The following is a 25,779-nucleotide window of genomic DNA, read 5'->3' as shown; positions in this document are numbered from 1 at the left end:
ATCAGGCACCCTTCTTCTTGCGGCGGGGACGGTCGCGCAGGCCGTCGCCCAGCAGGTTGACGCCCACCACCATGAGCACGATCACCAGGCCGGGCAGGGTGACCATCCACCAGGAGGTGGTGATGTAGTCCTGGCCGTCGGAGATGATCCGGCCCCAGGTGGCGAAGGGCCGCTGCGGGCCGGCGCCCAGGAAGGACAGCGCGGATTCGAGCAGCACGGCCTGGGCCAGCAGGAGCAGCACCACCAGGGTCGCCTGCTTGATGACGTTGGGGATGATGTGCTGGATGAGGATCTGGATGCGGTGCAGGCCCAGGATCCGGGCGGCGGAGACGTACGGCTTTTCGCGTTCCACCAGCACCATGGAGCGGGTAAGGCGGGCGACTTCCGGCCACTGGGCGATGGCGATCACGAACGTGATCACGGGGATGGACGGGCCGAACAGGGCCACCACCAGCAGCAGCATCATCAGCAGCGGCAGGGACATCTGCGCTTCGAGGAGGCGGGAGACGATGGTGTCCACCCAGCCGCCGAAGTAGCCGGCGGCCGCGCCGAGGATCACGCCGATGGCGCCGGAAACCAGGACCGCCAGGACGCCGATGGTCAGCGAGACCTGGCCGCCGTGCAGCACGCGGGAGAGCAGGTCGCGGCCCAGCTGGTCGGTGCCGAACAGGTGCCCGTCGGTGAGGGGCGGCAGGCGCCGGGCGGCGAGGTCCTGGAAGTTGGCATCCGGCAGCGGGAGCACGTTGGCCAGGATGATCGGGACGATCACCAGCAGGGTGCAGACGGTGCCGACGATGAGCTTCCACTGGGCGGCTTTACGACGGCGGGTCGCACCTGCCCGGGCGAGGTCCGCCTTGGTGACGGCGGAGGGGCTGGGCTGCCGGGCCGGGGCACCGGCAGGGGTGCCGGCCGGGGTTGCGGTGTCGAGGCTCATGCTGTGGCCGCCTTTCCAAGACGAACGCGGGGATCAAGGAGCGGGTAGGCGAGGTCGATGAGAAGCTGCACAGCCACCGCGAGGAGCGCGGTGATGAGGACCGTGGCCTGGATGAGGGGGTAGTCGCGGGTTTCGAGTGCCCGGACAATGAGGGAGCCGACGCCGGGCCAGGCGAACACCACTTCCACCACCACCACGCCGTTGAGCATTGCGGCGAACCGGGTGCCCAGGGCGGTGAAGACGGGGATGGCGGAGTTGCCCATGGCGTAGCGCCAGGTGAGCAGGGAGCTGCGGACGCCGCGGGAGCGGGCCACCATGAGGTAGGGGGCGGCGAAGTTGTTGGTCATTTCGCGCCGGACCATGCGGGAGATCAGGGCGATCTGCAGGATGGCGATGGTGACGGTGGGCAGCACCAGCCCGCCCCAGGTGGCGAACCCGGAGGCCGGGAAGACGGGCACCAGCACGGCGAAGACCGTCAGGAGCATGATGCCGGTCCAGAAGTCGGGCATGGACTGCCCGGCGATGGTGAGCACGTTGACGCCGAATTCGCGTCCGGTGTCCGGGCGGCGGGCCATCCACACACCGAGCGGGATGGCGACGACGGCGGTCAGCAGGATTGCCGACGTCGCCAGGGTCAGGGTGTAGGGCAGCCGTTCGAAGACCACCTGCATGGCGGGGGCCTGGAAGGAGTAGGACTGGCCCAGGTTGCCGGTGAACAGCTGCTGCAGGAAGATCCAATACTGCTCCAGCACCGGCTTGTTGAGGCCGAACTGTTCGCGGACCTTGTCCAGCTGTTCGGTGGTGGCCAGCGGTCCGGCGTAGGAGACGGCGGGGTCGCCCGGGGCCAGGCGGATCAGGATGAAGACGGTGGACACCGTGAGGAACACGGTGAGCAGGCCCTGTCCCAGGCGTTTGAGGATGTAGTTCGTCATGGCTTAGGCCTCCAGCCGGACATCAACGAGGGGGTAGGAGTTGGTGGGTGCCAGGTTGATCCCGGACACCCGGTTCCGGTGGGCGAGGACGGATTTGGGGACGAACGCCCAGGCGCAGGGCCAGGTGTCCCAGACGGCCTGCTGGGCGTCGTTGAGCAGTTCGGTCCTGCGGGCCGGGTCAGCTTCGGCGGAGGCGGCCTGGATCTTGGCGGCGACCTCGGGGATCACGTAGCCCTGGTAGGTGTCGCGGGTAGCTTCCTTTTCGGGGGTGCCGGCGTACATGCCCTGGAGCATGGTGATGGCCAGCCCGGTGGGGCTGGGGTAGCCGTTGGCCAGGAGGTCCCAGTCGCCCTGTTTGCCCTGGCGCCAGGCCATGATGTTGCCGCCGGGTTCGAACTGCTGCAGCTCGGCCTTGACGCCGATCTTGCCGAACATTTCCACGAGGGCTTCCATTACGGAGGTGTCGGAGGCGAATTCGCCGGTTTCCCAGATGATCTTGATGGTGAGGTCCTTGACGCCGAGCTCGGCGAGCATGGCCTTGGCCTTTTCGGGGTCGTACACGTATTCGCCGGTCTTGTGGTAGCCGGTGAGGCTGGACGGGGTGACGCCCTCGGCCTGGGTGACGGAGTCCACCAGGACGTCCTTGACCAGGGATTTCCCGTCGATGGCCATGCTGAGGGCCTGGCGGACGCGGGGGTCGGCGATCGGGTGGCCGGCGGGCTTGCGGAAGTTGAAGAAGATCTGGTTCAGGCGCAGGCTCGAGGATTCCTGGAGCGTGACGCCGGGCAGGCCGGCGAGCTGCTGGCGGGAATCCGGGGTGATGGTGTCGATGACGTCCACCTCGCCGCTGCGCAGGGCGATGACGCGGCTGGATTCCTCGGGGAGGAACCGGACTTCCACGTTGTCGATGTGCGGGGCGGGTCCCCAGTAGTTCTTGTTGCGTTCCAGGCTGTAGGTGCCGGCGCCGCGGTTGAACTTGGTGACCACGTACGGGCCGGTGCCCAGGCCTTCCTGCAGTTCCTCCGGCTTGTTCTGCGCGGCCGGGGTAATCAGGATCATGCTCATCAGGGAGTCCAGGATGGGGACCGGCTTCTTGGTGACCATCTTGAAGGTGCGCTCGTCCACGGGGACAACCTCGGGGAATTCGGGGAAGAAGCCGGCCACGAAGGAGCCCTGCACCTGCTTGTACATCTTCAGGGCGGTGGCGACGTCCTCGATCTTCACGGGGCTGTTGTCCGAGTAGCGGATGCCCTCGCGCAGCTTGACGGTCCATTCGGTGGGGCCGGTCATCTCGAAGCGTTCGGCCAGCACCAGGACGGGCTTGGTTTCCGGGCCGATGGCGGTGAGGCCCTGACGGACGGAGCGCTGCACGGTGACGGCGGCGTCGAACTGGTTGAGCTTGTTGTCCAGGCTGACCAGGGAGCGGTTGAGGGCCAGGGTCAGGGTGCTGGGGCCCGGGAGGCCGGTGGGTCCGGCGCAGCCGGCCAGGCTTCTGGTGCCCAGCAAGAACCCGGCGGCCGCGCCGAACTGCAGCAGGCGGCGGCGGGAAATCTCACTTCCTTGAGGAAGAACGGTCATCGTTGACCTCTCGGTAGGTTGGGGGACGGCTGCTTGCCGGAACTGGCCGCGCCGAATGTTGTGTCCATCACTTTGCCACTCCTGCGCGATTTGCGCAACCCCTCTAGCGTGAAACGCGCAACCGTGTCATGATGATGGGGAGCTTCCCGCATTCAGCGGGTACCAGCCGACTATCGACCGAGAGGAGCAACGTGGCTTCCGTATTTGTGCAGGCCGACGATTTCTCCGGCGCCGCCGAGGTTGGCTACTGCTTTGTAGACCATGGGCTGACCGCGCAGGTCTTGCTGGGCGCGGGTACTTCAGCAACACACGACGGCGGCGCCTCCTTGGGAGGGTTCGCCACCGACGTTGTGGTGGCGGATACGCATTCCCGCGGGCTGGCCGAGCCGGCCGCCGAGGCGCTGGTCAAGGACGCCTTCTCCGGCCGCGAAGCATCGGGGGCCCAGGTGCTGTTTAAGAAGATGGACTCCCTGTGGCGCGGCAACATCCGCAGCGAAATCTCCGCGCTGACCAGCCTCGGTTTCCATGCCGTGGTGGCGGGGGCACTCCCCCAGCTACAGCGTTCCGTGGTGAACGGGCGGCCGCTGGTGGCCGGCATTCCCCTGGCGGACACGGACCTGTGGCAGGCCGAGCTTTCGGCCCCGCCGGCGGACGTTGCGTCGCTGCTGCGCCCGACGGACCCGGCCTCGGTCCCGGTCCTGGATGTGGCTGCGGTCCGGTCCGGCTCGCTGACCAGCAGGCTGGCCGGGCTGCTGAACTCCAACCGGCCGCAGGTCGTGGTCGCAGACGGCGGAACCGTCCAGGACCTGGAGTCCGTGACCGAAGCCTTGCTGGACCTGCACTTCTCCGCCGGCGGCCGCCGCATCGTGCTGGTGGGTACCGGCGGGGCGGCCGATGTCCTCGCCCAACAGTTGGCTCCACAACTTGCGCGAAATGCGCAAAGTGCGGCTGCGGCTGACGCAACCACCCCGGGACCGCAGGAAACCGCACGGCCGGTGCTCGCCGTCGTCGGCTCCGCTTCACAGACCGCGCAGGCGCAGCTGGTCCAACTGGAGGCCAACGGCTTCACGGTGGTACGGCTGGACCCCCAGCACGCCGGTGCCAAGGATGCCTACGCTTCCAAACTGGCCCAGCTTTCAGCCGATTTGAGGGCAAGCGGCCGCGTAGCCATCACACTTGCCCCCTCAAAACTGGGCCCGTCTGACTCGGCGCGCATCGTCCAGGCCCTGTCCTCGTTCGCCGCCGAGGCAGCGAAGGCAAGCGCGGCTGACCTGATCCTCACCGGCGGTGAGACGGCCCGGGAAGTCCTGGACGCCGTCGGCCGCTCCAGCCTGGTGCCGCTCGCGGCGGTGCAACACGGGGCCGTGCTGAGCCGCGCCGATGACGGGACGCTGGTGGGCACCAAGCCCGGCAGCTTCGGCGACGACCTGGCCCTCCTGCAGCTGTATGACGCAATCCGGGAGCTCCGGTCCGCGCCGGCTCCCGCCACCACCCTTCCCCGCACGACTTCCGAACAATCTGGAGCAACAATGACTGAAGAAACCAAGAACCCCCTCCCCTACGTGGCCGTGACCATGGGCGACGGCGCCGGCATCGGCCCGGAGGTGATCGTCCCGGCGGTGCTGGATGCGGGCATCCTGGCCGAGTGCCGGCCCGTGGTGGTGGGTGACGCGGTGCGGCTGCGGCAGGCCGCGGAAATCGTGGGCGTCCAGGCGGACATCGCCGTGATCCAGGACGTGGAGGACGCGGTGTTCACGCCGGGCCGGGTGAACGTGATCGACTTGAACCTGCTGCCGGAGGACCTGCCGTGGGGCCAGCTCTCCCCCGTGGCCGGGCACGCCGCGTACGAGTACATCCGGGTGGCCAGCGAACTGGCGATGGCGGGCAAGGTGCAGGCCATCTGCACGGCGCCGCTGAACAAGGAGGCGCTGCATGCCGCCGGGCACATCTTCCCGGGGCACACCGAGCTGCTGGCGCACCTGACGGGCACGGAGGAAGTGTCCATGATGCTGTCCACGCCCAAGATCCGGGTGATCCACGTGACCACGCATATCGGGCTGATGGATGCGATCCGGAAGATCAACCCGGACCTGGTGGAGCGCACCATCCGCCGCGGCCACGAGGCGCTGGTCCGGGCGGGCATCCCGAACCCGAAGATCGGCGTGTGCGCCATCAATCCGCACGCCGGTGAGAACGGTTTGTTTGGGCAGGGCGAGGAAGCGGAGAAGATCGAGCCGGGCGTGAAGGCGGCGCAGGCGGACGGGATCAACGCGGTGGGCCCGCTGCCGGCGGACACGCTGTTCTTCCTGGCCGGCCGCGGCGATTACGACCTGGTGGTGGCCATGTACCACGACCAGGGGCACGGGCCGGTGAAGGTGCTGGGCATCGAGGCCGGCGTGAACATCACGGTGGGCCTGCCGGTGATCCGCACCTCTGTGGACCACGGCACCGCGTTCGACATCGCCGGGAAGAACATTGCGGATTCCCGGTCCATGGTGGAGGCGCTGCACCAGGCGGCGGAGATGGCCACCCGGCCGTCCGTCGTCGGTGGTTGAGCTTGTCGAAACCCCGGTGGTTGAGCTTGTCGAAACCCATTGGTGATTAGCATGGTTACCACGCCCACGGGAAGGAGACCGGGAATGCTCAGCGCAAACGCGCGGCGCGAGGAGATCTACCACCTTGCCGTGACCAGCGGCCTGGCCTCCGTGGAGGAACTCTCCGCCAAGTTTGAGGTGACGGCCTCCACCATCCGCCGTGACCTGGCGCTGCTGAATTCGCAGGGCCGGCTGGCCCGCACGTACGGCGGGGCGATGGCGCTGGGCGCGCACCCCGAGGCCTCGCTGCGGCAGCGCACCGGCGAGGCGTTCGAGCAGAAGCACGCGATCGCCCGGTGGGCGGCGTCCGTGATCCAGCCCGGCGAGAACATCCTGCTCGACGCCGGTTCCACCGCGGGTGCCCTGGCCCATGAGCTGCGCGGGTTCGGCCCGTTGTCCGTGACGACGCCGGGCATCAACACCCTGCAGGAGCTCGCCGATTCCGAGGGCATCGAGGTGGACTGCCTGGGCGGCCGGCTCCGCGGTGTCTCGCAGAGCTTCGTGGGGCCGCTGGCGGAGGCGGCGCTGGAGCGGATGAGCTTCGACCGGGTGTTCCTGGGCGCCGACGCCGTCACCGCCGAGGACGGCATCTGCGAGGCCGACCACGCCCAGACCCGGCTCAAGGAGCTGATGGCCCGGCGCGGGCGGTCCGTTTACGTCCTGGCGGATTCCTCCAAGCTGGGGCTGCGGCCGTTCCATGCCTGGGCGCGGCTGGCGCTGCCGTGGACCTTGGTGACGGACGACGGCGCCGACCCCGCCCAGGTGCAGAAGTTCCGCGACGCGGGGGTACAGGTTGAGGTGGCCTCCGTTTCCGGGTAAGGCCCGCTGCCAGGACGGGCGTTTTTGACCATCCCTATGCCGGCTATCCCGGGGCGCCGGAAGCCTCCAGGACCTGCTGCAGCCCGGTGACCGGGATGTCGGGAAACTCGGCGCGCCCGGGAGCAACGTCGAAGGCCGCCGTCCCGGATTCTTCCCAGACGCCGGCCCCAGCCACGCGGGAGAGGAACGGCGAAAACGGCCGGGCAGCTACGGAGAGCAGCCGCAAGGCGGCGGGCGGGATCCGTTGAACCGAGCCATGTCCCGCCCCGGCCAGCACGGCCTCCGCCAACTGGTTGCCGGTGAGCGTCTGCGAGCCCCATTCGATGATGCGGTTCCGCAGTGCCGGGTCGCGGAGGGCGCGGAGCACCACGGCGGCCGCATCCTGGACTGAGGTAAAAGTCACCAGGGCGGATCCGGAGCCGAAAACAGGCACTTTGCCCTTCGACGCGAAGGCGGCCGTCAGGTTCTCGAGCCGCTGTTCCAGAAGCGCTCCCATCCGGATGACGGTCCAGTCCATGCCGGATGAGCGGACCGCTTCCTCGGCCGCGGCCTTGCAGCGCAGGTAGTCGATGGGCCCGTCGGGTGCGGCCCCATGCATGGACATCATGATCAGGTGCTGTACTCCGCCGGCTGCCGCGGCACGCACCAGCCGGATGGCGCCGTCTCGGTCCACCTCGCGCGGGCCGGAGTCCTTCAGTCCGAACCCCGAGGCCGCGAACACCACCGCTGTGCAGCCTTCCACCGCGCTCCGGCAGTCCGGTTCGGAGGCGAGGTCGCCGCGGAAAAGTTCGACGCCGTCGCCCGCCGGTGTGGCGAGGGGCTGGGACGTGCCGCGGGCCATGACGCGGACCCGGTGGCCGGCCTGCACCAGCAGCGGAACCACGGCGCGGCCAAGGCGGCCGGTGCCGCCGACGACGAGGATCATGACCGGTCACCTCCCGCTGCACCGTAGGCTGCCTCTCTGACGGCCTGGTTCACGTCGCCGGAATCCTGGTCCACGGGTTCAAGGTAGAACTGGGCGGCTACGATTTTGCCATCGCGGACGGTGAGGATGGACACCCCGGCGGCGCGCTGCACGGACCCGTCCGGCCGGGTGCCCCGGTTGCTCCATTCCATCCAGACTTTGCCGTCCGGACCCGTTGCCGCGTCATGGACGGTGAGGGCGAGGTCCGGCAGGCCGGCGAACAGTGCCGTCCAGTTCGTCCGGACCTGGGCGGACCCGGTGAAGCTGCGGGCCGGGTGCACAGGGGTGGTGTTCCGGTAATCCTCGGCGAACTCGGACACCATGGCCTCAAGGTCATGGCGGTTGGCCGCGGCCAGCATGCGCCGGACCGGGCCTTCGGGGACGCGCTCGATTCCTGAAGCGTCCATGATCTGCTCCTTAGTTTCCGTCGCGGGAGGCGGAGAGGGTTGTACGCCGAATTTGATACAGTTAGCTGTATCAAACTGATACAAGGAGTTTAAGCCCGATGGAACCGGCGGTCAACGGCGCGGAACCCCGCCCCCGCAGCTATAACTCGCGGCGCCGGCAGGAGGCCGCCGATGAGTCCAGGAAGCGGGTGCTCGAGCAGGCGCGGTCGCTGTTCCTGGCCAACGGATACGGCCGGACCACCATCGCCGCCATTGCCCGCGGGGCCGCCGTCTCCAAAGAGCTGGTGTACAAGGCGTTCGGCGGAAAGCCGGGGCTCGTCCGGGCTATTTACGAGCAGAGCCTTGTGGGAGGCGGCGGCACCCCGGCGGAGGAGCGGTCGGACCGTGCGCAGGCCACGGTCACGGACGCGCGCGAGCTCATGGAGCAGTTCGGGCGGTTCATTTCCGAGGTCAGCCCGCTGGGCTCGCCCGTGTACCTCCTCATCCGGGATGCCGCAGCGGGCGGGGACCATGACATGGCCGCCCTCCTGCGCGAGGTGGACGGCGAACGGTATCAACGGATGCTGCACAACGCGCACCAGGTGCTCGGGCGGGGATTTTTGCGGCCCGGCCTGACGGCGGAGGAGGCGGCCGATGTCTTCTTCGTGAGCACCTCTGCCGAACTCTACGAGACGCTCGTCCTCAAACGCGGCTGGAGCGCCGACCGCTTCGGGCACTTTACGGCCCGGACGATGGCCGCCCACCTCCTGCCCGAAGACTGACCCGGCAAGGGGAAAGAACGACGACGGCACTTGTCTCATCCTGTCGTCCTTCTTCCCTGCCGGGAACGGGAGGCGCTGCGCGCAATCGAGCCGGGTGTGAAAGGCGGCGCAGACGCCAACGGAATCACTGCGGCGGCCCGCTGCCGCGGCGCGAGGAGATCTACCTTGGTGGCGGCGGTTTAGCGGTTAGGTCCGCTTGGGTAGGCTACTTCTGCAACGAACGCCCCCGAAGAACAAGGAGACAGGCATGCACGCCGTGCTGGAGTACACCTACGCAGACGACTACCTCGAAAGCCGCGAACAGTACCGCGTAGACCACCTCCGCGCGGGGTGGGAGGCGGTCGAACGCGGCGAGCTTCTGCTGGGCGGCGCTGTTGGAGAAGGCCCGTTCAAAGGCTTGTTGATCTTCACCGGTGAGAACCCGGTGGAGGCCGCCAAAGGTTTCGCAGCCGCGGACCCCTACGTTATCAACGGCGTGGTGACGGAGTGGACCGCCAGCCCCTGGACCACGGTGCTCGGGAGTGAGGCAGCCACACCTGTCCGCCCTTGAGCGGTGCAAACCTCAGCTGATTTTGCGGCGGTAGCTGGCAATCGCGAAAGCGTACCCGAGAACCAGGATGCCGAGGAGCCAGGCCAGGGCTGTCCAGATGTCCCCGCCGACCGGTTGCTGCGTGAACAGTGCCCGGATGGTGTTCACGATGGAGGTGACGGGTTGGTTCCGGGCGAACCAGGCGACCGGGCCGGGCATCGAGTCGGTGGGTACGAAGGCCGAGCTGATGAACGGCAGGAAGATGAGCGGGTAGCTGAATGCGCTGGCGCCGTCGACGGTCTTGGCGGAGAGCCCGGCGATCACGGCGATCCAGGTCAGGGCGAGGGTGAAGAGGATCAGCAGGCCCGCCACCCCGAGCCACGCCGCAACTGATGCTCCGGTACGGAACCCCATGATCAGCGCGACGCCGATGACCACCGCCACCGAGGCGATGTTCGCGGCCAGGGACGTGAACACGTGCGCCCAAAGCACGCTGGGCCTGGCGATCGGCATGGACTGGAAGCGTTCGAAGATGCCGCCCTGCAGATCCAGGAACAACCTGTACGCGGTATAGGCGATGCCGGACGCAATGGTGATGAGCAGGATCCCGGGAAGCATGTAGTTGACGTAGGACTCGTCGGATCCGGTGTTGATTGCGCCGCCGAACACGTAAACGAACAGCAGCATCAGGGCGACCGGGGTGACCGCGGTGGTGATGATGGTGTCGGGGCTGCGGAGGATGTGGCGCAGCGAGCGGACAGTCAATACGCCAGTGTCGCCGAGTGCATGGCTGGTCATCGAAGTTCCTTTCCTGGCCGGGCGTTGCCGCCGGTCCGTTCGCCGGCGAGGGGCTGAGGCTCGGCGCCGGGCTGCCCGGAACCGCCGACCAGGGCCAGGAACACGTCCTCGAGCGAGGGCTGTTTCTCGATGTACTCAACCTTGGCTGGCGGGAGGAGTTGCTTGAGTTCGGCGAGGGTCCCGTTCTGGATGATCGTGCCCTGATGCAGGATCGCGATCCGGTCGGCGAGCTGCTCCGCCTCGTCGAGGTACTGCGTGGTCAGCAGGACAGTCGTGCCGTTGCTGGCGAGTTGCTTGACGGTCTGCCACACCTCGATGCGAGCCTGCGGGTCGAGCCCGGTGGTTGGCTCGTCCAGGAAGATCACCGGAGGGTTGCCGATCAGGCTCATGGCGATGTCGAGCCGGCGGCGCATGCCGCCCGAGTACGTCGACGCCTTGCGATCGCCGGCCTCCGTGAGAGAGAACCGGGCAAGCAAGCCGTCGGCGATGGCTGCCGGGTCTTTCAGGTGGCGGAGTTTCGCGATCAGCACCAGGTTCTCCCGGCCGGTGAGCACTTCATCCACAGCGGCGAACTGGCCGGTAAGGCTGATCGATTCACGCACCTCTGCGGACTTCGTGGTGACGTCGAAACCGTGCACGGCGGCGTTGCCGGCGTCGGGCTTGAGCACTGTGGAAAGGATCCTCACCAGGGTGGTCTTGCCGGCGCCGTTTGAGCCGAGCAGCGCGAAGATGCTCCCTGCGGCAACCTCAAAATCGACCCCTTTGAGGACCTGCACGTCCTTGAACGATTTCTCGATGCCCCGCACCCGGATCGCGGGGTCGGGGGTCTGCCCCGGGACCATGGGTCAGCTCCCGTTCCCGCTGTCGCCGGCGGCTGTATTGATGGCCTGGCGCAGACGCTCGCGCTCCTTGTCGATCCACCGCTTGCCGGAGTACGCCTGCGCGAAAGTCTCCGCGAACTCCACCGGATCGTCGCCGACGATCGCACGTACTGGCGTCCCGTCGATGGCGGCCCGCTCCCACAGGTCGGCCAGGTCCCCGAACATGGTCATGAGCGTGTCCCCGTCGGTGACGCCGCCGTAGTACATGAGGTACCGGTGCATGGCGGCTGCCGCGGTGGCGTAGGGTTCGGGAAGCCCCTCGATGCGGGCCTTGTCCTGCTTGTACTGCTTCTTCTGCTCAAGTGAGCCGGTGAGCGTCTCGATCCATTTTGCAGCCATGATCAGGCTCCTTCTTCCTGCGTCTTGATGGTGTGGTGAAGCTGTTCGATCCGTTCCGCGAGGAAAGTCCAGGTCCTCCAGAACTCGTCGAGGTACTCACGGCCCAGTGCGTTCAGCGAGTACACCTTGCGCGGGGGCCCCTTCTCCGACGGGACCTTCTCGACGTCAACCAGGCCGCGCTGTTCAATCCTGACCAGCAGGGCGTAAATCGTGCCCTCAACGATGTCGGAGAAGCCCTGGTCGCGGAGCCGTGCGGTGATGTCATAGCCGTATGCGGACCGCTCGGCGAGGATCGCCAGGACAACGCCCTCGAGCGTGCCCTTCAGCATCTCCGTCATCTGTTTACCCATGGCAACATCCTTCAGCTAGTCGGTATTACTGACTACCGGTACATAGTAATCACGAGTACCGGTAGCTAGCAATACTAAATAGCACCCCGCGGGAAAATTTTCGGGCTATTCAGCGCTGTTCGCCGACCCGGAACGGAAGGGATTGACACAGCGGCAGAACTGACCGCCTCGCGCAACCAGAGGCGACGGCGTATGGACTGGGCCTTGGCGCACCTACCACAGACTGCTACGCTTGCTACGGAGGTTTCGTCATGACAACTATCCCCCATCGTGAGCTACGGAATCAAAGCAGCAAGATCCTCGAGCGGGTGAAAAACGGCGAGATTATCGACGTCACCAACAACGGTGAGGTCGCCGCGACACTTATCCCGCCTGCGGCTTCTCCCTTCGAGCGACTGCTCATGTCTGGAAGTGTGCGGCAAGCATCGCAAGGACCAATTGATTTCCGGACACTGCGGCGCGTGACGTCCGGTGCAGACACGGCGGACATTCTTGCAGATCTCCGTGGTGGCCGTTGATCATCTACGTTGATACGTCTGCCGCGCTGAAGCTGGTAGTCGAGGAGCCTGAATCAGGATCAACGGCGGAGTACCTCTCGGCAGCGGCGCAGGCAGGCGACCAGCTTGTCGCCTCGATGCTCCTCCACGCTGAGCTTCACTGTGCTGCCAACCGCCGGGGCCTGCCGGCGGAACTGGTCAACGCAGTGTTGAGCGGCATCAACCTCGTGGATCTGATCCGCTCCGACCTTACCTACGCCGCGGCCCTGCCCGGGAAATTGCGGAGCGCCGACGCTATCCACTTGGCAGCAGCGATACGACTTGAGGCAGACAAGCTGGTCGCGTTCGACAAGGAGCTTTTGGGCGCGGCAACCCAGTCAGGTGTTCGGACTGTCACGCCGGGCAGCAATCCGCTTTGAGCGGGTGTTCCTGGGCCGGTTTCCGGGCAGGCCGGGCGGCTCTGCCGGCGGCCGGACCTCTTGTCCGGATGAATGTTAGTGACTAACATTTTGCTATGGGTAAGGCCTCAGCCACCAGGGCGCTCCTCCAGGAGCGCGCCATGGAGCTGTTCGTCCGCCAAGGCTTCGACGGGACCACCGTCGCCCAGATCGCGGACGCGGCCGGCGTCTCCCACATGACGTTCTTCCGGTATTTCCCCACCAAAGAGTCTGTGGTTTTTGACGATCCCTATGACCCCCTGATCGCGGACCTCATCGCCGCCCAGAACCCCTCGCTACCGGCACTGGAGCGTGTCCGGCGGGGCCTGCTGGCCGGGTGGACCGCGGTACCCGAACCCACCGCCGACGCGACGCGGGCAAAGATCAGGCTCATCGCCGGCCACCCCCGGCTCGCGGCTGGTATCTGGGAGAACAACCGAAGGACCGAGGACCTGATTGTCACCTCCTTGGCGGCTACCGGCGTCGACCGCGTTGAAGCGAGGGTGGCCGCCGGAGCCTGCCTGGGCGGGCTGACAGCCGCCCTGCTGGACTGGGCATCGGAGCCGGACGGGCAGGGGCTGCGGGACCGGATCATCATGGCCCTGGACTTCTTGGGCGAAGCAGCCAGGGCGGAACGGCGGCCATGACTGCGGCAGCGGCCATCACGGCCGATCGGGTAACGAAAAGCCTGGGCGCGCTCACCGTCCTGGACGGGGTGTCCCTGGAGGTGGGACCGGCCGAAATCCACGCCCTTGTGGGGCTCAACGGCGCAGGAAAGACCACCCTGATGCGGATCCTGCTGGGCATGCTCGCGCCGGACCGGGGCACGGCGTCCCTGGCCGGGGTCCCGGTTCCCGCCGCGGGGACGCAACTGTGGTCACGGGTGGGACAGATGCTGGAGACACCGTTCGCGTACCCGGAACTGACCGCCCGAGAGAACGTGTACTGCTCGGCCCGGCTGCACGGCATGGGCAAGGTCGCGGCCTCGTCCGCCGCCGTGCGGGCGTTGGCCGGCCTGGGGCTGGAGGAATATGCCGACAGGCGTGCCGGGTCCCTGTCCCTGGGGAACAGGCAGCGGGTGGGCCTCGCCGCTGCCCTGGTCCACGCACCGGACGTCGTTGTCCTGGACGAACCCACCAACGCCCTGGACCCGCGCGGCGTGATCGTGCTGCGCCAACTGCTCCGGGAGGCCTGCCTGGACAGGGGCGCCGCGATCCTGGTGTCCAGCCACCACCTGGATGAGGTAGCCCGGATGGCCGACAGGATCAGCGTGCTGCACCGCGGAAAAATCATCGGCACGCTCCAGCCCGGCACCTCGGACCTGGAACGGGTGTTCTTTGACCTGGTACTGCAGTGGGACATGCACGGACAGGAGCGGTGATGGGTGCCTCCGCCCAGGCGCTGGAGTTCGAGGCCCTGAAATTCCGCCGGGCGCCCGTGGTGCGGACCGTTTCCGCGCTGATCGGCATCGCCCTGCCCGTGCTCGCGGCAGCGTTCATGGTGGCCGCGACCTCCGACGGGTCAAGCCAGATCGGCCTGAAGGCCGCGGCCATGATGACGGGCACGGGCTGGCACGGGTATCTGGCCATGGTGGGCATGCTGCTGTCCGTCGGGGACCTGATGGGCGTCGGCTTCGTGGTGTGCTGGTGCTTCGGGCGCGAGTTCACCGAAAAGACCGAGGCCCGCCTCTTCGCCCTGCCCGTCGGACGCCGGCGGCTTGCCTACGCCAAGTTCACGGTGATCCTCCTCTGGGCCGTGCTGCTGTGCCTGGCCAGCCTCGCGGTGGCCTTTCTTGCCGGCACCATTATCGGCCTGGGGCTTCCCGGCCCCGGCGATCTGATGGTTGCCGCCAAGGCCATGTGTGCCGGGGTTTTGACGGTCCTGCTCGCCCTGCCGCTCGCCTTGGTGGCCAGCATGGCCCGCGGGTACCTGGCCGGCGTCGGCGCCCTGATCCTGCTCGTGGTGGTCACCCAGGTGGTGACGGCGTTCGGATCGGGGGCATGGTTCCCATACGCAGCCCCGGGACTGTGGATGGGCATGGGCGGTGCCGGGGCCGCCGAAACAGTCAACGCGCCGCAGCTATTACTCTGTGTCCCCGTCTCCATCGTCGGCGTCGCCATCACCGGGCACTGGTGGAAGACCATGCAGATCAGCACAGGCTAGGAAGGCCGGCAGCATCAGGAAGGACGACTTCCGGGACGGGCTCATTGACGGCGCCTGGGGCATTGAGGATAACCTGGCACGCTTCCGCCAGCTCGGCTTTGTCCCCTGACAAGTTTGTCCGGCAAGATCGGGGCCTACTCCGCGATGTCCTCCGCCCACAGGCCGGGATTGTCCGCCTGGAATGAGCGCATCATTTCCACGCAGCGCTGGTCATCCAGCACCACCACCTCAACGCCGCGTGACCGCAGAAGCTCCAGCTCGCCGTCGAACGTCCTCGCCTCCCCCACCACCACGCGTGGGATCTTGAACTGGATGATGGTCCCGGCGCACATCGCGCACGGGGCCAGGGTGGTGTAGAGCGTGGTGTCCCGGTAGCTCTTCTGCCGGCCCGCGGAGCGGAGCGCAGACATCTCCCCGTGCGCGATCGGGTCGCCGTTCTGGACCCGCTCGTTGTGCCCGCTCGCGATCACCACGCCGTCCCTGGCAATCGCAGCCCCAATGGGGATGCCGCCTTCGGACAGGCTCTTTTGCGCGGCCTGATAGGCAGCTTCGAAGGCCGAAAGTTCGCTGCTGTCCAGTGCCGGCGCGATGGATGGGGGCTGTTCGTGGGTCATGGCGTCATTGTTGCACGGGCTGGTTACGGGCGGGCGCGCCGTCGTCCTCGTAGTGGGTGGCACGGGCAAGGTCGCGTCCGGCGATGTAGCCGAACGTGAGCGCAGGGCCAAGGTTGATTCCGCCGGCCGGGTAGTGCCCGCCCATGACGGAAGCTTGGTCGTTGCCGGCCACATACAGGCCCTGGATGGGGCGCCCGTGGGTATCCAGGACGCGGGCCCTGGCGTCGGCCGCCAGCCCGGCAAAGGTCCCGAAGGATCCCGGGACGATTTTCACCGCGTAGAACGGCCCCTTCTCCAGGGGACGCAGCGAGGGGTTGGGGGTGTTCCTGGGGTCACCGCCGTATCTGTTGAATTCGGTGGCGCCGCGGTTGAAGTCGGGGTCCACCCCGGCGCGCGCGTTGTCGTTGAAGTCCGCAACAGTCCTGGCCAGGCCCTCCTCATCGATGCCGCAGGCGGCGGCAAGTTCTTCGATCGTGTTGCCCTTCTTCAGGTAACCGGAGCGCAGGTACGGGAACAGCGGCACCGGCAGCGGCTTGGCCATGCCCAGCGGGTACTTGCGCACGAACTCCGCGTCGGCGATCTGCCACGCTTCCGCGGCTTCGCCCTCGGGGGTGGCAGCCAGCAGGCCTTCCACGTAGTCGTAGTAGCCGTTGGCTTCGTTGACGAAGCGCTTGCCGTCGCGCCGCACGCCGATGCTGCCGGGCTTGGCCCGGTCCATGATGTGCGGGAAGGTGCCGGTGCGTCCGTTCCGGTACGGGACCAGCGACACCGGGCACCACGCGGCCGGGGACGCCAGCGCGGTCTCGAAGCGGGCACCCACCTCCTGGGCCATGGTGATGCCGTCCCCCGTGGTTTCCTTGGGCGCCAGGGTCCAGTGCTCCCGGCCGGTGGGGGTCTTGGGGAAAAGAGCTTTGCGGCGGGAAACGTCATTGGGAAAGCCCCCGGCGGCCAGCACGACGCCGCGGGCGGCATTGATCCGGAGTTCGCCGTGCGGGGAGCTTACGACGGCGCCCGTCACCTTCCCGGACTCATCGGTGAGCAGGTGCCGGGCCGGGGTGGAGACGCGGATGTCCACGCCCAGGTCGTCCGCCGACGTGAGCAGCCGGCCGGTAAGCGCGGTGCCGTTGACCAGTTGCATGTTGCGCCGGTGGGTCAGGAGGTCCAGGACGTGGAAGGCGACCCGCCAGCCGGCATGGAAGATCCCCCGGATGTTCCCCTGCGAGGCGGAGAGGAACTTGGTCAGGTCCGGTCCCGCCATGATGCCCATGCCCAGGAATGAGGTTTCGTAGAGCTGGTGGCGCATCCTGGCCCGGAGCGCGGGCTTGATCCGGCGTGCGTTGATGGGTTTTGGACCCACGGAACGGTGCCCGGTTCCGGCTCCCGGGGTGTCCCCGTAAATGTCCTTGATCTTTGCTCCGGGCACGAACTGCAGGCTCGTCTTGTCGTGGAAGAAACCCACCATGTGCGGAACCGCCTCAAGGAACGCGTCCACGCGGTCTTCCTGGTAGTGAGCGCCGAGGCGGTGGCGGAGGTACGTCCGGAACAGCTCGGGGTCTTCATCGACGCCGGCGGCTTTGGCCAGCGGGTTTCCGGGGGTCCAGGCCCAGCCGCCGGACCAGGACGTGGCACCGCCGCAGACGTCGGCTTTTTCGACGACGACGACTTTCAGTCCGTGGTAGGCGGCGGTCACGGCGGCGGACAGGCCGCCTGCTCCGGAACCAATCACCAGGACGTCGCAGTCCAGGCCCGGGAGTTCAGAGGGAGTGTGTGAAGGGGACATCATGCAAAAGCTTTCTTAGTGGAAGTAGGTGTCGGAGTCGAGGCGCGGCGGCGCACCGGTTTCGAGTGCGTCAATGGCGGCCAGCTGCGATGGCGTCAGGGTGAAGTTGAAGACGTGCAGGTTTTCGCGCTGGCGTTCCCGGTGTGCCGACTTGGGGATGGCGACGCGGCCGTGCTGGACATGCCACCGCAGGACGATCTGTGCCGGTGTTTTCCCCAGTTCCCTGGCCGGGCCGCTTACGGCGGCGTGGTTGAGGAAGCTGCCGTTGCGGCCCAGCGGGCTGTAAGCAGCGGTCAGGATCCCCTGCCCGGCATGCCAGGCAAGCTGGGCCGGCTGCCCATGTTCAGGGTCCACCTGGACCTGGTTCACCGGAACCCGCAGCCCCGCTGCCTGCACGTGCTGCAGGTGCGCCGGCTTGAAGTTGGAGACACCCCAGGCGCGGATGCACCCGTCATCCATCAGCTGCTGAAGTCCCTCGCAGGCTTCCACGAACCGTCCCTGGGCCGGGTTGGGCCAGTGGACCAGGAACAGGTCAAGGTAGTCCGTGCCGAGCCGCCGGGTTGCCTCCGCGAATGCCTGGCGGACACCGGTCCGGCTGTGCCACCGGGTGTTGAACTTTGTGGTGAGGAACAGCTGATCGCGGTCAATGCCACTGCGGCGGATTCCTTCACCCACGGCTTCCTCGTTGCCGTAGTTTTCGGCGGTGTCGATGTGCCGGTAGCCGGTGGCGATGGCCTGCGAAACGGCTGCGGACGCATCCTCACCCATAAGCGGCCAGGTCCCCAGAGCGATGAGCGGAATTGTCACGCCCGGAACCAGTTCTGTGGCCGTCCCGTCCTCGGTGGTGCTCATTGCACACCCGTCTTCGTGGGCGCCCCTGATTCCCGCAGCGCATCGGCCTTCGCCAGCACCGCGTCCACGCCGGCCTTGAGCCGCCGCGCCCATCCGAGCTCACCGAGTTCAGCGACGCGCCGGTCCGACGGCGCCTCCGCGCTCACGGGAAGGCCGGCCGGAAGTGCCGCCACCACACCGGCAAGGTCAAACCCGCCCTCGCCGGGGACCTCCCGTTCGGAACGGGATTCGGAGATGAGTGCGTCACGGCTCGCTGGCCGGGCCACCGGGCCGTCACACAGTTGAAGCAACGGCACCAGGGCTGCGTGGGCGCGCAGCGCGTCCCACTGGCCGCCGGCGCCAGCACCCACGAAGCGGTTGAAATGCAGCGTGTCCACCACGATGGTGCAGCCTGCCCGGCCGGCGAGGCCCGCTGCCTGGGCAATGGACGCAACCGGCTGGTACGAGATGGCTTCCAGGGTGGGGGTGATGCCAAAACTGCGGCCGTCCTCAGCCATGGTGGCCAAGGTGTCGAGCAGCCGGCCGCTGTCGGCATCCCCACCTGCGACAGTGAGGGAGCTGGCGCCCAGGGCGTGGCCCGCTTCCATCATCCGCAGCCAGTGGTCCCGCTGGTCGCTGCCGTCCAGCAGCAGGAATTCGATGTCCCGTACGGTGACGCCGGTGTCCTGCATGCGCGCCAGGGTCTCCTTCAGCATCGGCGAGCGCGGCTGCAGGTCGTAGGGCCGTTCGGCGGGTGTGACCGGGCGGACCCGCACGCCGACGAAATCGAACCCGGCCTGGCCGGCGATTCCGACGAGCTCCGGCGGGGCGGTGTCAAGCAGGGAGAGCTGGGCCAGGCCGATGGGCCGGGGCAGGTGGTGCGTCATTGGAGTGCTCCGTCCAGGCTGGGTTTCGTAGTGCCAAGAGAGCCACGGGACAGCAGGGCCGCAATCCGTTGTGCTGCGTCGTAACCGCTCTTGACCGCGTTGGAGGCGATCGCCGGTGCTTGGTCCACGACCGTCCCGGCCAGGGTCACCGGCACTCCGGCCTCGAGGCTCAGTTCGGCATCGCGGACTTCTGCGGCGATGGAGCCGTCAAACGGAACCACGGAGCGCGAGACCAGCAGCGGTCCCGGCGCGTCCAGCCATTCCCCCTCGGGCGGGCAACCCGGGCCGGACACCCGGACCCGGGTTCCGTCGTATTCCTCGATGACGGTGTCCAGCCGGATCCGGACCCGGGGGTTGGCCTGGAGCCGGGGAACGGCGAGGATCTTGGCCCTGCGGCCGGATTCGGGGGCGATGGTTTCCTGCGGTCCGAGCAGCAGGACCGCTGTGCCCCTGTCGGCCAGGGTATCGGCGACGCTCATGGCAACGGAATCAGCGCCCCAGATTGTCACGGCCTCCGGCATGACGGCGCCGTCCGCCGGTTCGGCGAGCACCTCCGGGTGGCCTGCCAGCCAGTCCCGGATGTCCAGGACGTCCGCGCAGTCTGCGCCGGGGAAGCCGGCGTGCGGCCGGAGGCCACCGGTAGCAAGTACGACGGCGTCTGCCGCAGTTTCGCGGACCAGGGCACCCAGGCGGGTGGTATCCACGTGCGATCCCAGCTCGAGGTCGATGCCCAGCCGCGCGTTCTCTGCCGCGGACCATTCGGTGAAGCGGTGGAAGTCCGGGGTGGACTTCATCCGCTCCGCGAAGGCGAACTGGCCGCCCGGCCGCCCCCCGTCGTCGAACACTGTCACCCTCGCCCCTGCTACTGCGAGTTCCCGGGCGGCGGTCAGGCCGGCGGGACCGGCGCCCACCACCGCCACGCGGGTCCCCTCGCGGACGGCCGGCGTCGGGACCGGGACGCGGGAGCGGCCCACCGCAGGGTTGACGGTGCAGGTCACCTGGCCGAGGCCCAGGTTGTCGATGCAGACGTTGCAGGCAATGCAGGGGCGGTAGCGTTTACCGCGGAGGACACCGCCTACAAAGGCCGGGTCGGCGTGGATGGCCCGGGCAAGGCTGACAAAATCGCACGTCCCTGCCGTGAGGACTTCTTCGATGATGGCCGGCGAGTTGAGCCGGCCGGCCATCCCCAGGGGGATGCCGAACTGGCGGTAGGCCTTGGCGTAGCCGGCAAGGATGCCGGGCTTCCACTCCCCCGACTGGACGATCCACTCACCCGCCTCGTAACTGCCGGCCGAGATGTCCAGGAAGTCCAGCTTGTCCAGGTGAGCCTTGGCGATGATGTCCACCTGCTGTTCGGCGGAGATGCCGTCGGCCGGGCCCTCCAGCACGGAAACCCGCATCCCCACGATGGTGTCCGGAACTGCGGCCCGGACCGCGTCGATGACCCTGTTCATGAAGTACTCGGGGGCGCCGAACCGGTCCGTCCGCTGGTTGGAGATCGGTGACATGAACTGGTGGATCAGGTAGCCGTGGGCGCCGTGGAGGTTGATGACGTCGAAGCCCGCCAGCACCGCGCGGCGGGCAGCCCGCGCGTAGGCTTCGACGAGCCCTTCGCACTCGTCGCTGGTGAGCTCGCGCGGGACTTCGCCGCCTGCCACCTCGCACGGTACGGGCGACGGCGCCACGTTCTTGAACCCGGACACGGCGGCCTGGGCGGTCCGGCCGCCATGGTTGAGTTCGACGGCGGCCAGCGCGCCTTCCCGGTGCAGCGCGTCCGTGAGTTTCCGCAGCCCCGGGATCATGGCGTCACTGTGCAGGCCCAGCTGGTGGGTGCGGCCTTTGCCGTCGGCACGGACGTAGGTGGCTTCCGTGGTGACCATGCCCAGCCCGGCTTTGGCCCGGGTCACGAGGTAGTCGATGTATTGCTCGGTGATGCGCCCGTCCGTGGTGCCGTAGTTGCGTTCCATCGGAGCGGAAGCAAGCCGGTTACGGAGGGTCCTGGGGGTGCGGCCGTTGCGCCCCAGTGTCAGGGGGCGGGCGGCGTAGCGCGTGTTCTGTTCCATAGTTCTTCCTCAGCCCCCAACCTGTGCGAGGGATTGTGCGCTTTCGGGCAGCGGTGTGAAGCGGACCGGGCTGCCTGTCCGGGATGATTCGTAGACCGCCAGCAGGATCCGCAGCGCCTTGGTGGCATCGCGGCCGGTGATGGCCGGTTCGCCGCCTTCACGAAGGGCCCGGACAAAGTCGCAGACCTGGGTGGTGTGGTGCGGGATGAGCTGGCCGTTGATCGTGGCCAGGGGGACGTTTGGCTCCGTTCCTTCCGGGTGGGCGGGCTCCGTGCTGACGGTGCCGCCCACTGCCCACAGGTCCACGCGGCCGTCGCTGCCTTCCGGGAATTCGGTCAGCGAGGCGGAGGCACCCGTCTCCCCCGTGATGCGGACCTGCACGCCCAGGCTGGGGGACACCGCCGTCGACGCTTCAAGCGTGGCCATGTCGCCGGAGCTGAAGGTGATGACTGCTGTCGCCGAGTCCTCCACCTCGATGTGGTCGCCGTGTTTGTAGGTGTTGATCCTGCCGAACACCTCGGCAACGTCGCCCATGAACCACTGCAGCAGGTCGATGTAGTGGATGGCCTGCGTCATCAGGACCCCGCCGCCGTCATTCGCCCAGGTCCCGCGCCAGGCGTCCCGGGAGTAGTACTCCGGGTCGCGGTGCAGCATCACGGAGCACTGGCCCAGGATGGGCCGGCCCAGGGTCCCGTCGTCGATGGCGGCGCGGATGCGCTGGGCCGCCGGCCAGAACCGCCGCTGGAACAGGACGCCCAGCTTCACTCCCGCATCCTCGCACGCCTGCACCATGCGCTCCGCCGACGCCAGCTCGACGGCGATCGGCTTCTCGCACAGCACATGCACTCCCGCTGCGGCCGCCTGCAGCACCACCTCCTCATGGGTGGGATGCGGCGTGCAGACGGAGACGATATCCAGATCCAGTGCCAGCAGCGCATCCACGGTGCCGACGGCGTGGGGAATCCCCCACTCCCGTGCCGTCGCCTCCGCACGTTGGGGGTCGATGTCGCAGACACCCACGATTTCGAGGTCCTCGATGGAACGGAATGCAGTCAGGTGGTTGTGGGAAATCGCTCCGCATCCTGCGATTCCAACGCGCAGCGGGCGGGAGGTGGCGGGTGAGGGGGTGGTCATCGGCGAATGCCATCTTTCTGGTCGGAGTGGGGGGCGGACGCTGCCCGGTGGAACGCGGCCAGCATGTGGTCCGGGTCCGCAAGGATGCCCGTAAAAAGTTCGAATGCTGCGGCGGCCTGCCCCACCACCATCCGTCCGCCGTCCAGGACCGCGCACCCCTTCTCCCTGGCGGCCATGACCAGCGCGGTCTCGAGCGGCCGGTAGATGACGTCCGCCACCCAAAGCCCCGGGTGCAGCAGGTCGGGATCCACCGGGATCCCGGGATGGCCGGTCATGCCGATGGGCGTTGTGTTGACCAGGCCGTCGGCGGTGCGGAGGTGTCCGGCGATGGAATCGGTGCGGGCAGCCACCACCTCACTGTGGGGAAAGTGGGGGGCCAGCCGGGCGGCGAGGCCTTCGGCCCTGGCGGGTTCGATGTCCGCAATGACCAGGCGGGCAGCGCCGGCGTTGAGGAGGGCATAGGCCACGGCCGCCCCTGCTCCCCCGGCTCCGACCTGCACGACGGAGTTGATCTGCGCCGAGGGGAGCCCGGCGCGGAAGCCGCCGATGAAGCCGGTGTGGTCGGTATTGTGGCCGACGGCCTTCCCGCCGTGGAAGGTGATGGTGTTGACGGCGCCGAGAATGCGGGCATCGGGCGAGAGCTCGTCCAGCCCTTCCTGCACCAGCTGCTTGCTCGGGTGCGTGACGTTGAGCCCGTCGTATCCGAGTTCTGCTGCGCTCCGGACCAGCTCCGCGGACCGTCCGGCCTGGCCGCCCAGGGCTTCCAGGTCGATGATGCGGTAGGTGTAGGCCAGGCCCAGCCTGTCCGCTTCCGCTTCATGCAGGCCGGGAGTGAGCGAGCCGGCGATGCCCGCGCCGAGCAGCCCCACGACGAACCGGCGGTGGACATCAGGCTTACGCGGCTGGAGCACCTGCGGACCTGCCAGGGTTTGCAGCATCTCAGGCCTGTACCTTGTCTGCTGCCTGGACCTTGTCTGCTGCCGGCGCCGACGGCGCGTGGAGCCGGGAGCCGGCATTCTTCAGCCCCAGCAGCGGTGTTGGAGTCCTGGCTGTCTCGGGTGCCGTCAGCGCAGCGATTGCGGAGACGGCGCAGGCTGCCACGGCGAAGATGGCGACTGGAACCCAGTTTGCCTTGTCGCCGCCGATCAGCAGCTCGGAAATCACCGGGGCGAAGCCGGCCAGGAGCAGGCCGAACATCAGGCTGACGGCCATTCCGGAGTACCGGACCTTCACCGGGAACTGCTCCGGGAAGTAGGCGGGGTAGATGGCGTTGGTTGCTGTGTAGGCAAGGCCGATCAGGACGATTCCGGTGAGGAAGATCAGGGGTACGTTCGCGGCCGTCAGTGCCGCGAAGAACACGAAGATCATGCCCATCTGCAGGACCAGCCCCGAGATGAACACAGGCTTGCGCCCGATGCGGTCGGCAAGGATTCCCGCCACGGGGCCCATGGCCACTGCGGCCAGGTTGGCCACTGCGATCACCGTCAGCATCAAACCCTTTTCCACCCCGACGACGGAGGTTGCGTAGCTGAGGGCGAAGACGTTGATGATGGTGTTGATGATGGTGAAGAGCGACATGGCGGTGACGCGGAGGACAGTTACCCAGTGGTGGCGGAACAGCGTGACCAGCGGTACTTTGACCACTTCATCGTGGGCCTGGACTTCCTGGAACACCGCGGGCTCTTCGAGGAGCCTGCGGAGCACGAAGGCGATGACGGTGACCACCGCGCTGGCAAGGAAGGGGATGCGCCAGCCCCAGGCCAGGAGCTGCTCCTCGGGCATGGAGGCCACAGGGATGAAGACCAGGGTGGAGAGCACGATGCCGAACATGATCCCGCTCATGGTCCAGCTGGTGTAGAAGGCCCGTTTCCTGTCGGGGGCGTGCTCGAGGGTCAGGGAGCTCGAGCCCGGCGATTCGCCGCCGGCGGAGAGCCCCTGGAGAAGCCTCAGCACCACGATGAGGATCGGCGCAGCCATGCCGATCTGGTTGTACGTAGGCAGGCAGCCGATCAGGAAGGTGGAGGTTCCCATCAGCAGCAGGGTGAGCAGGAGGACCTTCTTGCGGCCGAACTTGTCGCCGAGGTGTCCGCAGATCACGGCGCCAAGCGGGCGGGCGACGTACGCTACACCGACCGTGGCGAAGGACAGCAGCATGGCGGACGGGCCGGGTGCGAAGAAGAGCTTTCCGAAGATCAGGGCGGCGGCCGAGCCGAAAATGAAGAAATCGTAGTATTCGAGCGCGCTGCCGACGAATCCGGAAACGGCTGCGATCTTGGCGTTGTTCTTTGGGTGTGCTGGCACCGATGTCGACACTGACATGGTCTTCCCTTCATGGACTGGAACGGTTGTGCAGGCAGTGCGTGCGCTGCAACCGGGTGGCCGCATGGGGCGGCTTCTCCATCCAGTGTGGGTGCCATCACTTAGTTAGTCCACGACTAAATTGATCTAGCACTATGCTGCGATCGATCTATATCCGGTCAGGCTGTGACGGGCGGGAAGACCTCCTCGACGACGTCGAGCACGGCTTTCAGCACGGCCGAGTCATTGTCGGCGGACCAGGCAATCGCGTGGTTCATGTAGTGGTGCGGAGCGTCCAGCGGCACATAGGTTGCGCCGGAAGGAATGATGCTCGAGATTCCGCTGCTCATCAGGGTGACGCCGACCCCGGCGGCCACGAACGTCAGCACCATGTAGGGGTCCGACAGTTCCTGGACGATGCGCGGCCGGAACCCCGCCGCCATGCAGGACGCCAGCAGCACTTCCGTCATGGAGGACGAGCCGTCCGTGGGCGGCGAAATGAAGTCGTCGCCCGAGAGGCTCTGCAACGGTATTGACTTCTCCCGGGCCGACGGATGGTCCAGGGGAAGCACCGCACCGATTTCTTCCCGGGCAACCAGCCGGGCCACAACTGACGGATCCGGGGATTCGGCAACGCCGACGAACGCCAGGTCAAGGGTTCCGTTGGCAACGCTTGCCAGGCCGTCCCTGGTACGCACCCTGCTGGTGAGGTCCAGTTCAATGTCGGGGTGGCGCCGCCGCACTGCGCGCGTGAGCGGCGGCAGGGTCAAATGGTTCACGGCCCCGGAAAATCCGATCAGAATCTTTCCGCGGATACCCTCCACTTCAGCCAGTGCGGCCTCGCGCGCCAGGCGCATGTCCTGGAGCACGCGGTAGGCCCGCGGAAGGAGGGCGTGGCCCGCCGGCGTGAGCGCCACGCTCCTGGTGTTCCGCTCGAACAGGCGGGTGCCCAGGTCGTTTTCGAGCTTCCGAATGGTCTGGCTCAGCGGGGACTGGGAAGTATGGAGGCGGAGCGCGGCGCGGCCGAAGTGGAGTTCCTCGGCAACCGCGACGAAGGCTTCAAGCCACCGGATTTCGGTCATACACGCGCCCCTTGCTGGCAGCCTGCTGTGGCTGGCCACCCGGATCCATGGGAATGCTTTAAGTGCACTGGGATTATAGTAGCGGGGCAACTAGGTTGAATCAGCGC

General features: G+C 67.4%; 27 protein-coding genes. 9 read left to right on the top strand and 18 right to left on the bottom strand.

What is annotated here, in order from left to right; translation table 11 throughout:
* Position 1: 1 nt before the first annotated feature.
* From ACYSM9_RS03365 to ACYSM9_RS03355, 3 genes are read right to left on the bottom strand one after another with little or no spacing between them, the layout of a single operon-like run.
* Positions 2-934, bottom strand: coding sequence for an ABC transporter permease (locus ACYSM9_RS03365; protein WP_461855589.1), 933 nt, complete (start codon positions 932-934; stop codon positions 2-4).
* The gene (locus ACYSM9_RS03360) at positions 931-1,866 is read right to left on the bottom strand and encodes an ABC transporter permease (RefSeq protein WP_461855588.1); all 936 of its coding nucleotides are present in this window, start codon (positions 1,864-1,866) and stop codon (positions 931-933) included. Before ACYSM9_RS03360 ends, ACYSM9_RS03365 begins: the two co-directional genes overlap by 4 nt.
* A 3-nt stretch (positions 1,867-1,869) precedes the next feature.
* Positions 1,870-3,444 carry an ABC transporter substrate-binding protein gene (locus ACYSM9_RS03355; RefSeq protein ID WP_461855587.1) on the bottom strand — a complete coding sequence of 525 codons (1,575 nt, stop codon included), beginning with the start codon at positions 3,442-3,444 and terminating at the stop codon, positions 1,870-1,872.
* Between the two features lie 191 nt (positions 3,445-3,635).
* On the opposite strand from ACYSM9_RS03355, the gene pdxA reads away from it, so the two are divergent.
* Both pdxA and ACYSM9_RS03345 read left to right on the top strand, forming a co-directional pair.
* On the top strand, positions 3,636-5,999 hold the full coding sequence (gene pdxA / locus ACYSM9_RS03350) for a 4-hydroxythreonine-4-phosphate dehydrogenase PdxA (RefSeq protein ID WP_461855586.1): 2,364 nt from the start codon (positions 3,636-3,638) through the stop codon (positions 5,997-5,999).
* 84 nt (positions 6,000-6,083) lie between these two features.
* Positions 6,084-6,857, top strand: coding sequence for a DeoR/GlpR family DNA-binding transcription regulator (locus ACYSM9_RS03345; protein WP_461855585.1), 774 nt, complete (start codon positions 6,084-6,086; stop codon positions 6,855-6,857).
* A 43-nt stretch (positions 6,858-6,900) separates the two neighbouring features.
* Here the strand turns inward: ACYSM9_RS03345 and ACYSM9_RS03340 are convergent, their stop codons facing one another.
* Complete coding sequence (locus tag ACYSM9_RS03340) at positions 6,901-7,782, bottom strand: SDR family oxidoreductase (RefSeq protein WP_461855584.1); 882 nt, start codon at positions 7,780-7,782, stop codon at positions 6,901-6,903.
* Positions 7,779-8,228, bottom strand: a complete 450-nt coding sequence (locus ACYSM9_RS03335) for a nuclear transport factor 2 family protein (protein WP_461855583.1) — start codon at positions 8,226-8,228, stop codon at positions 7,779-7,781. Before ACYSM9_RS03335 ends, ACYSM9_RS03340 begins: the two co-directional genes overlap by 4 nt.
* A 98-nt stretch (positions 8,229-8,326) precedes the next feature.
* Here ACYSM9_RS03335 and ACYSM9_RS03330 point away from each other — a divergent pair, with 98 nt between their 5' ends.
* Together ACYSM9_RS03330 and ACYSM9_RS03325 are read left to right on the top strand one after the other, a co-directional pair.
* Complete coding sequence (locus ACYSM9_RS03330) at positions 8,327-8,989, top strand: TetR/AcrR family transcriptional regulator (protein ID WP_461855582.1); 663 nt, start codon at positions 8,327-8,329, stop codon at positions 8,987-8,989.
* Between the two features lie 247 nt (positions 8,990-9,236).
* The gene (locus ACYSM9_RS03325; RefSeq protein ID WP_461855581.1) at positions 9,237-9,539 is read left to right on the top strand and encodes a YciI-like protein; all 303 of its coding nucleotides are present in this window, start codon (positions 9,237-9,239) and stop codon (positions 9,537-9,539) included.
* A gap of 12 nt (positions 9,540-9,551) precedes the next feature.
* Here the strand turns inward: ACYSM9_RS03325 and ACYSM9_RS03320 are convergent, their stop codons facing one another.
* The 4 genes from ACYSM9_RS03320 to ACYSM9_RS03305 are packed head-to-tail and all read right to left on the bottom strand — an operon-like array spanning position 9,552 to position 11,886.
* On the bottom strand, positions 9,552-10,316 hold the full coding sequence (locus ACYSM9_RS03320) for an ABC transporter permease (protein ID WP_461855580.1): 765 nt from the start codon (positions 10,314-10,316) through the stop codon (positions 9,552-9,554).
* Positions 10,313-11,158: an ABC transporter ATP-binding protein gene (locus tag ACYSM9_RS03315; RefSeq protein ID WP_461855579.1), complete on the bottom strand. Its 846-nt coding sequence runs from the start codon at positions 11,156-11,158 to the stop codon at positions 10,313-10,315. The genes ACYSM9_RS03320 and ACYSM9_RS03315 overlap by 4 nt, the downstream gene beginning before the upstream one ends.
* Before the next feature lie 3 nt (positions 11,159-11,161).
* Complete coding sequence (locus ACYSM9_RS03310; RefSeq protein WP_461855578.1) at positions 11,162-11,536, bottom strand: DUF1048 domain-containing protein; 375 nt, start codon at positions 11,534-11,536, stop codon at positions 11,162-11,164.
* A 2-nt stretch (positions 11,537-11,538) separates the two neighbouring features.
* Positions 11,539-11,886, bottom strand: coding sequence for a PadR family transcriptional regulator (locus tag ACYSM9_RS03305; RefSeq protein WP_461855577.1), 348 nt, complete (start codon positions 11,884-11,886; stop codon positions 11,539-11,541).
* 251 nt (positions 11,887-12,137) lie between these two features.
* On the opposite strand from ACYSM9_RS03305, the gene ACYSM9_RS03300 reads away from it, so the two are divergent.
* From ACYSM9_RS03300 to ACYSM9_RS03280, 5 genes are all read left to right on the top strand, one after another.
* Entirely contained in the window at positions 12,138-12,404 is a 267-nt protein-coding gene (locus tag ACYSM9_RS03300; protein ID WP_461855576.1) for a type II toxin-antitoxin system Phd/YefM family antitoxin, read from the top strand.
* Positions 12,401-12,802, top strand: coding sequence for a type II toxin-antitoxin system VapC family toxin (locus ACYSM9_RS03295; RefSeq protein WP_461855575.1), 402 nt, complete (start codon positions 12,401-12,403; stop codon positions 12,800-12,802). Before ACYSM9_RS03300 ends, ACYSM9_RS03295 begins: the two co-directional genes overlap by 4 nt.
* A 95-nt stretch (positions 12,803-12,897) precedes the next feature.
* Positions 12,898-13,467 (top strand): TetR family transcriptional regulator, encoded by a 570-nt coding sequence (locus tag ACYSM9_RS03290; RefSeq protein ID WP_461855574.1) that lies wholly within the window; start codon positions 12,898-12,900, stop codon positions 13,465-13,467.
* A complete protein-coding gene (locus tag ACYSM9_RS03285; RefSeq protein ID WP_461855573.1) occupies positions 13,464-14,201 on the top strand; it encodes an ABC transporter ATP-binding protein in 738 nt (245 codons plus the stop codon). Before ACYSM9_RS03290 ends, ACYSM9_RS03285 begins: the two co-directional genes overlap by 4 nt.
* A complete protein-coding gene (locus ACYSM9_RS03280; protein ID WP_461855572.1) occupies positions 14,201-14,983 on the top strand; it encodes an ABC transporter permease in 783 nt (260 codons plus the stop codon). The genes ACYSM9_RS03285 and ACYSM9_RS03280 overlap by 1 nt, the downstream gene beginning before the upstream one ends.
* 134 nt (positions 14,984-15,117) lie before the next feature.
* On the opposite strand, the gene ACYSM9_RS03275 is transcribed toward ACYSM9_RS03280, so the two are convergent.
* From ACYSM9_RS03275 to ACYSM9_RS03235, 9 genes are all read right to left on the bottom strand, one after another.
* Positions 15,118-15,597: a nucleoside deaminase gene (locus tag ACYSM9_RS03275; RefSeq protein WP_461855571.1), complete on the bottom strand. Its 480-nt coding sequence runs from the start codon at positions 15,595-15,597 to the stop codon at positions 15,118-15,120.
* Between the two features lie 4 nt (positions 15,598-15,601).
* Positions 15,602-17,380, bottom strand: coding sequence for an FAD-dependent oxidoreductase (locus tag ACYSM9_RS03270; RefSeq protein ID WP_461855570.1), 1,779 nt, complete (start codon positions 17,378-17,380; stop codon positions 15,602-15,604).
* A gap of 12 nt (positions 17,381-17,392) precedes the next feature.
* Complete coding sequence (locus tag ACYSM9_RS03265; protein WP_461855569.1) at positions 17,393-18,229, bottom strand: aldo/keto reductase; 837 nt, start codon at positions 18,227-18,229, stop codon at positions 17,393-17,395.
* Positions 18,226-19,095 (bottom strand): sugar phosphate isomerase/epimerase family protein, encoded by an 870-nt coding sequence (locus ACYSM9_RS03260; protein ID WP_461855568.1) that lies wholly within the window; start codon positions 19,093-19,095, stop codon positions 18,226-18,228. The genes ACYSM9_RS03265 and ACYSM9_RS03260 overlap by 4 nt, the downstream gene beginning before the upstream one ends.
* Complete coding sequence (locus ACYSM9_RS03255) at positions 19,092-21,158, bottom strand: oxidoreductase (protein WP_461855567.1); 2,067 nt, start codon at positions 21,156-21,158, stop codon at positions 19,092-19,094. The genes ACYSM9_RS03260 and ACYSM9_RS03255 overlap by 4 nt, the downstream gene beginning before the upstream one ends.
* Before the next feature lie 9 nt (positions 21,159-21,167).
* Positions 21,168-22,292, bottom strand: a complete 1,125-nt coding sequence (locus tag ACYSM9_RS03250; protein WP_461855566.1) for a Gfo/Idh/MocA family protein — start codon at positions 22,290-22,292, stop codon at positions 21,168-21,170.
* A complete protein-coding gene (locus ACYSM9_RS03245) occupies positions 22,289-23,227 on the bottom strand; it encodes a shikimate dehydrogenase (RefSeq protein WP_461855670.1) in 939 nt (312 codons plus the stop codon). The genes ACYSM9_RS03250 and ACYSM9_RS03245 overlap by 4 nt, the downstream gene beginning before the upstream one ends.
* Before the next feature lie 4 nt (positions 23,228-23,231).
* Positions 23,232-24,611 carry an MFS transporter gene (locus tag ACYSM9_RS03240; RefSeq protein WP_461855565.1) on the bottom strand — a complete coding sequence of 460 codons (1,380 nt, stop codon included), beginning with the start codon at positions 24,609-24,611 and terminating at the stop codon, positions 23,232-23,234.
* A gap of 158 nt (positions 24,612-24,769) precedes the next feature.
* Positions 24,770-25,672, bottom strand: a complete 903-nt coding sequence (locus tag ACYSM9_RS03235; protein WP_461855564.1) for a LysR substrate-binding domain-containing protein — start codon at positions 25,670-25,672, stop codon at positions 24,770-24,772.
* Positions 25,673-25,779 lie beyond the last annotated feature (107 nt).

The sequence above is a fragment of the Arthrobacter sp. C152 genome (genome assembly GCF_054890965.1).
Note: the sequence above shows the minus strand (reverse complement) of the source record. Positions and strands in the feature narration are given on the sequence as shown.

Excerpts from the sequence above, each read along its gene's own strand:
- ACYSM9_RS03360 (WP_461855588.1), bottom strand. The coding sequence starts at position 1,866 with ATGACGAACTACATCCTCAAACGCCTGGGACAGGGCCTGCTCACCGTG.
- ACYSM9_RS03305 (WP_461855577.1), bottom strand. The coding sequence starts at position 11,886 with ATGGGTAAACAGATGACGGAGATGCTGAAGGGCACGCTCGAGGGCGTT.
- ACYSM9_RS03355 (WP_461855587.1), bottom strand. The coding sequence starts at position 3,444 with ATGACCGTTCTTCCTCAAGGAAGTGAGATTTCCCGCCGCCGCCTGCTG.
- ACYSM9_RS03300 (WP_461855576.1), top strand. The coding sequence starts at position 12,138 with ATGACAACTATCCCCCATCGTGAGCTACGGAATCAAAGCAGCAAGATC.
- ACYSM9_RS03325 (WP_461855581.1), top strand. The coding sequence starts at position 9,237 with ATGCACGCCGTGCTGGAGTACACCTACGCAGACGACTACCTCGAAAGC.
- ACYSM9_RS03260 (WP_461855568.1), bottom strand. The coding sequence starts at position 19,095 with ATGACGCACCACCTGCCCCGGCCCATCGGCCTGGCCCAGCTCTCCCTG.
- ACYSM9_RS03290 (WP_461855574.1), top strand. The coding sequence starts at position 12,898 with ATGGGTAAGGCCTCAGCCACCAGGGCGCTCCTCCAGGAGCGCGCCATG.
- ACYSM9_RS03240 (WP_461855565.1), bottom strand. The coding sequence starts at position 24,611 with ATGTCAGTGTCGACATCGGTGCCAGCACACCCAAAGAACAACGCCAAG.
- ACYSM9_RS03265 (WP_461855569.1), bottom strand. The coding sequence starts at position 18,229 with ATGAGCACCACCGAGGACGGGACGGCCACAGAACTGGTTCCGGGCGTG.
- ACYSM9_RS03340 (WP_461855584.1), bottom strand. The coding sequence starts at position 7,782 with ATGATCCTCGTCGTCGGCGGCACCGGCCGCCTTGGCCGCGCCGTGGTT.
- ACYSM9_RS03330 (WP_461855582.1), top strand. The coding sequence starts at position 8,327 with ATGGAACCGGCGGTCAACGGCGCGGAACCCCGCCCCCGCAGCTATAAC.
- ACYSM9_RS03270 (WP_461855570.1), bottom strand. The coding sequence starts at position 17,380 with ATGATGTCCCCTTCACACACTCCCTCTGAACTCCCGGGCCTGGACTGC.
- ACYSM9_RS03280 (WP_461855572.1), top strand. The coding sequence starts at position 14,201 with ATGGGTGCCTCCGCCCAGGCGCTGGAGTTCGAGGCCCTGAAATTCCGC.
- ACYSM9_RS03250 (WP_461855566.1), bottom strand. The coding sequence starts at position 22,292 with ATGACCACCCCCTCACCCGCCACCTCCCGCCCGCTGCGCGTTGGAATC.
- ACYSM9_RS03285 (WP_461855573.1), top strand. The coding sequence starts at position 13,464 with ATGACTGCGGCAGCGGCCATCACGGCCGATCGGGTAACGAAAAGCCTG.
- ACYSM9_RS03310 (WP_461855578.1), bottom strand. The coding sequence starts at position 11,536 with ATGGCTGCAAAATGGATCGAGACGCTCACCGGCTCACTTGAGCAGAAG.
- ACYSM9_RS03235 (WP_461855564.1), bottom strand. The coding sequence starts at position 25,672 with ATGACCGAAATCCGGTGGCTTGAAGCCTTCGTCGCGGTTGCCGAGGAA.
- ACYSM9_RS03365 (WP_461855589.1), bottom strand. The coding sequence starts at position 934 with ATGAGCCTCGACACCGCAACCCCGGCCGGCACCCCTGCCGGTGCCCCG.
- ACYSM9_RS03335 (WP_461855583.1), bottom strand. The coding sequence starts at position 8,228 with ATGGACGCTTCAGGAATCGAGCGCGTCCCCGAAGGCCCGGTCCGGCGC.
- ACYSM9_RS03255 (WP_461855567.1), bottom strand. The coding sequence starts at position 21,158 with ATGGAACAGAACACGCGCTACGCCGCCCGCCCCCTGACACTGGGGCGC.
- ACYSM9_RS03275 (WP_461855571.1), bottom strand. The coding sequence starts at position 15,597 with ATGACCCACGAACAGCCCCCATCCATCGCGCCGGCACTGGACAGCAGC.
- ACYSM9_RS03345 (WP_461855585.1), top strand. The coding sequence starts at position 6,084 with ATGCTCAGCGCAAACGCGCGGCGCGAGGAGATCTACCACCTTGCCGTG.
- ACYSM9_RS03320 (WP_461855580.1), bottom strand. The coding sequence starts at position 10,316 with ATGACCAGCCATGCACTCGGCGACACTGGCGTATTGACTGTCCGCTCG.
- ACYSM9_RS03315 (WP_461855579.1), bottom strand. The coding sequence starts at position 11,158 with ATGGTCCCGGGGCAGACCCCCGACCCCGCGATCCGGGTGCGGGGCATC.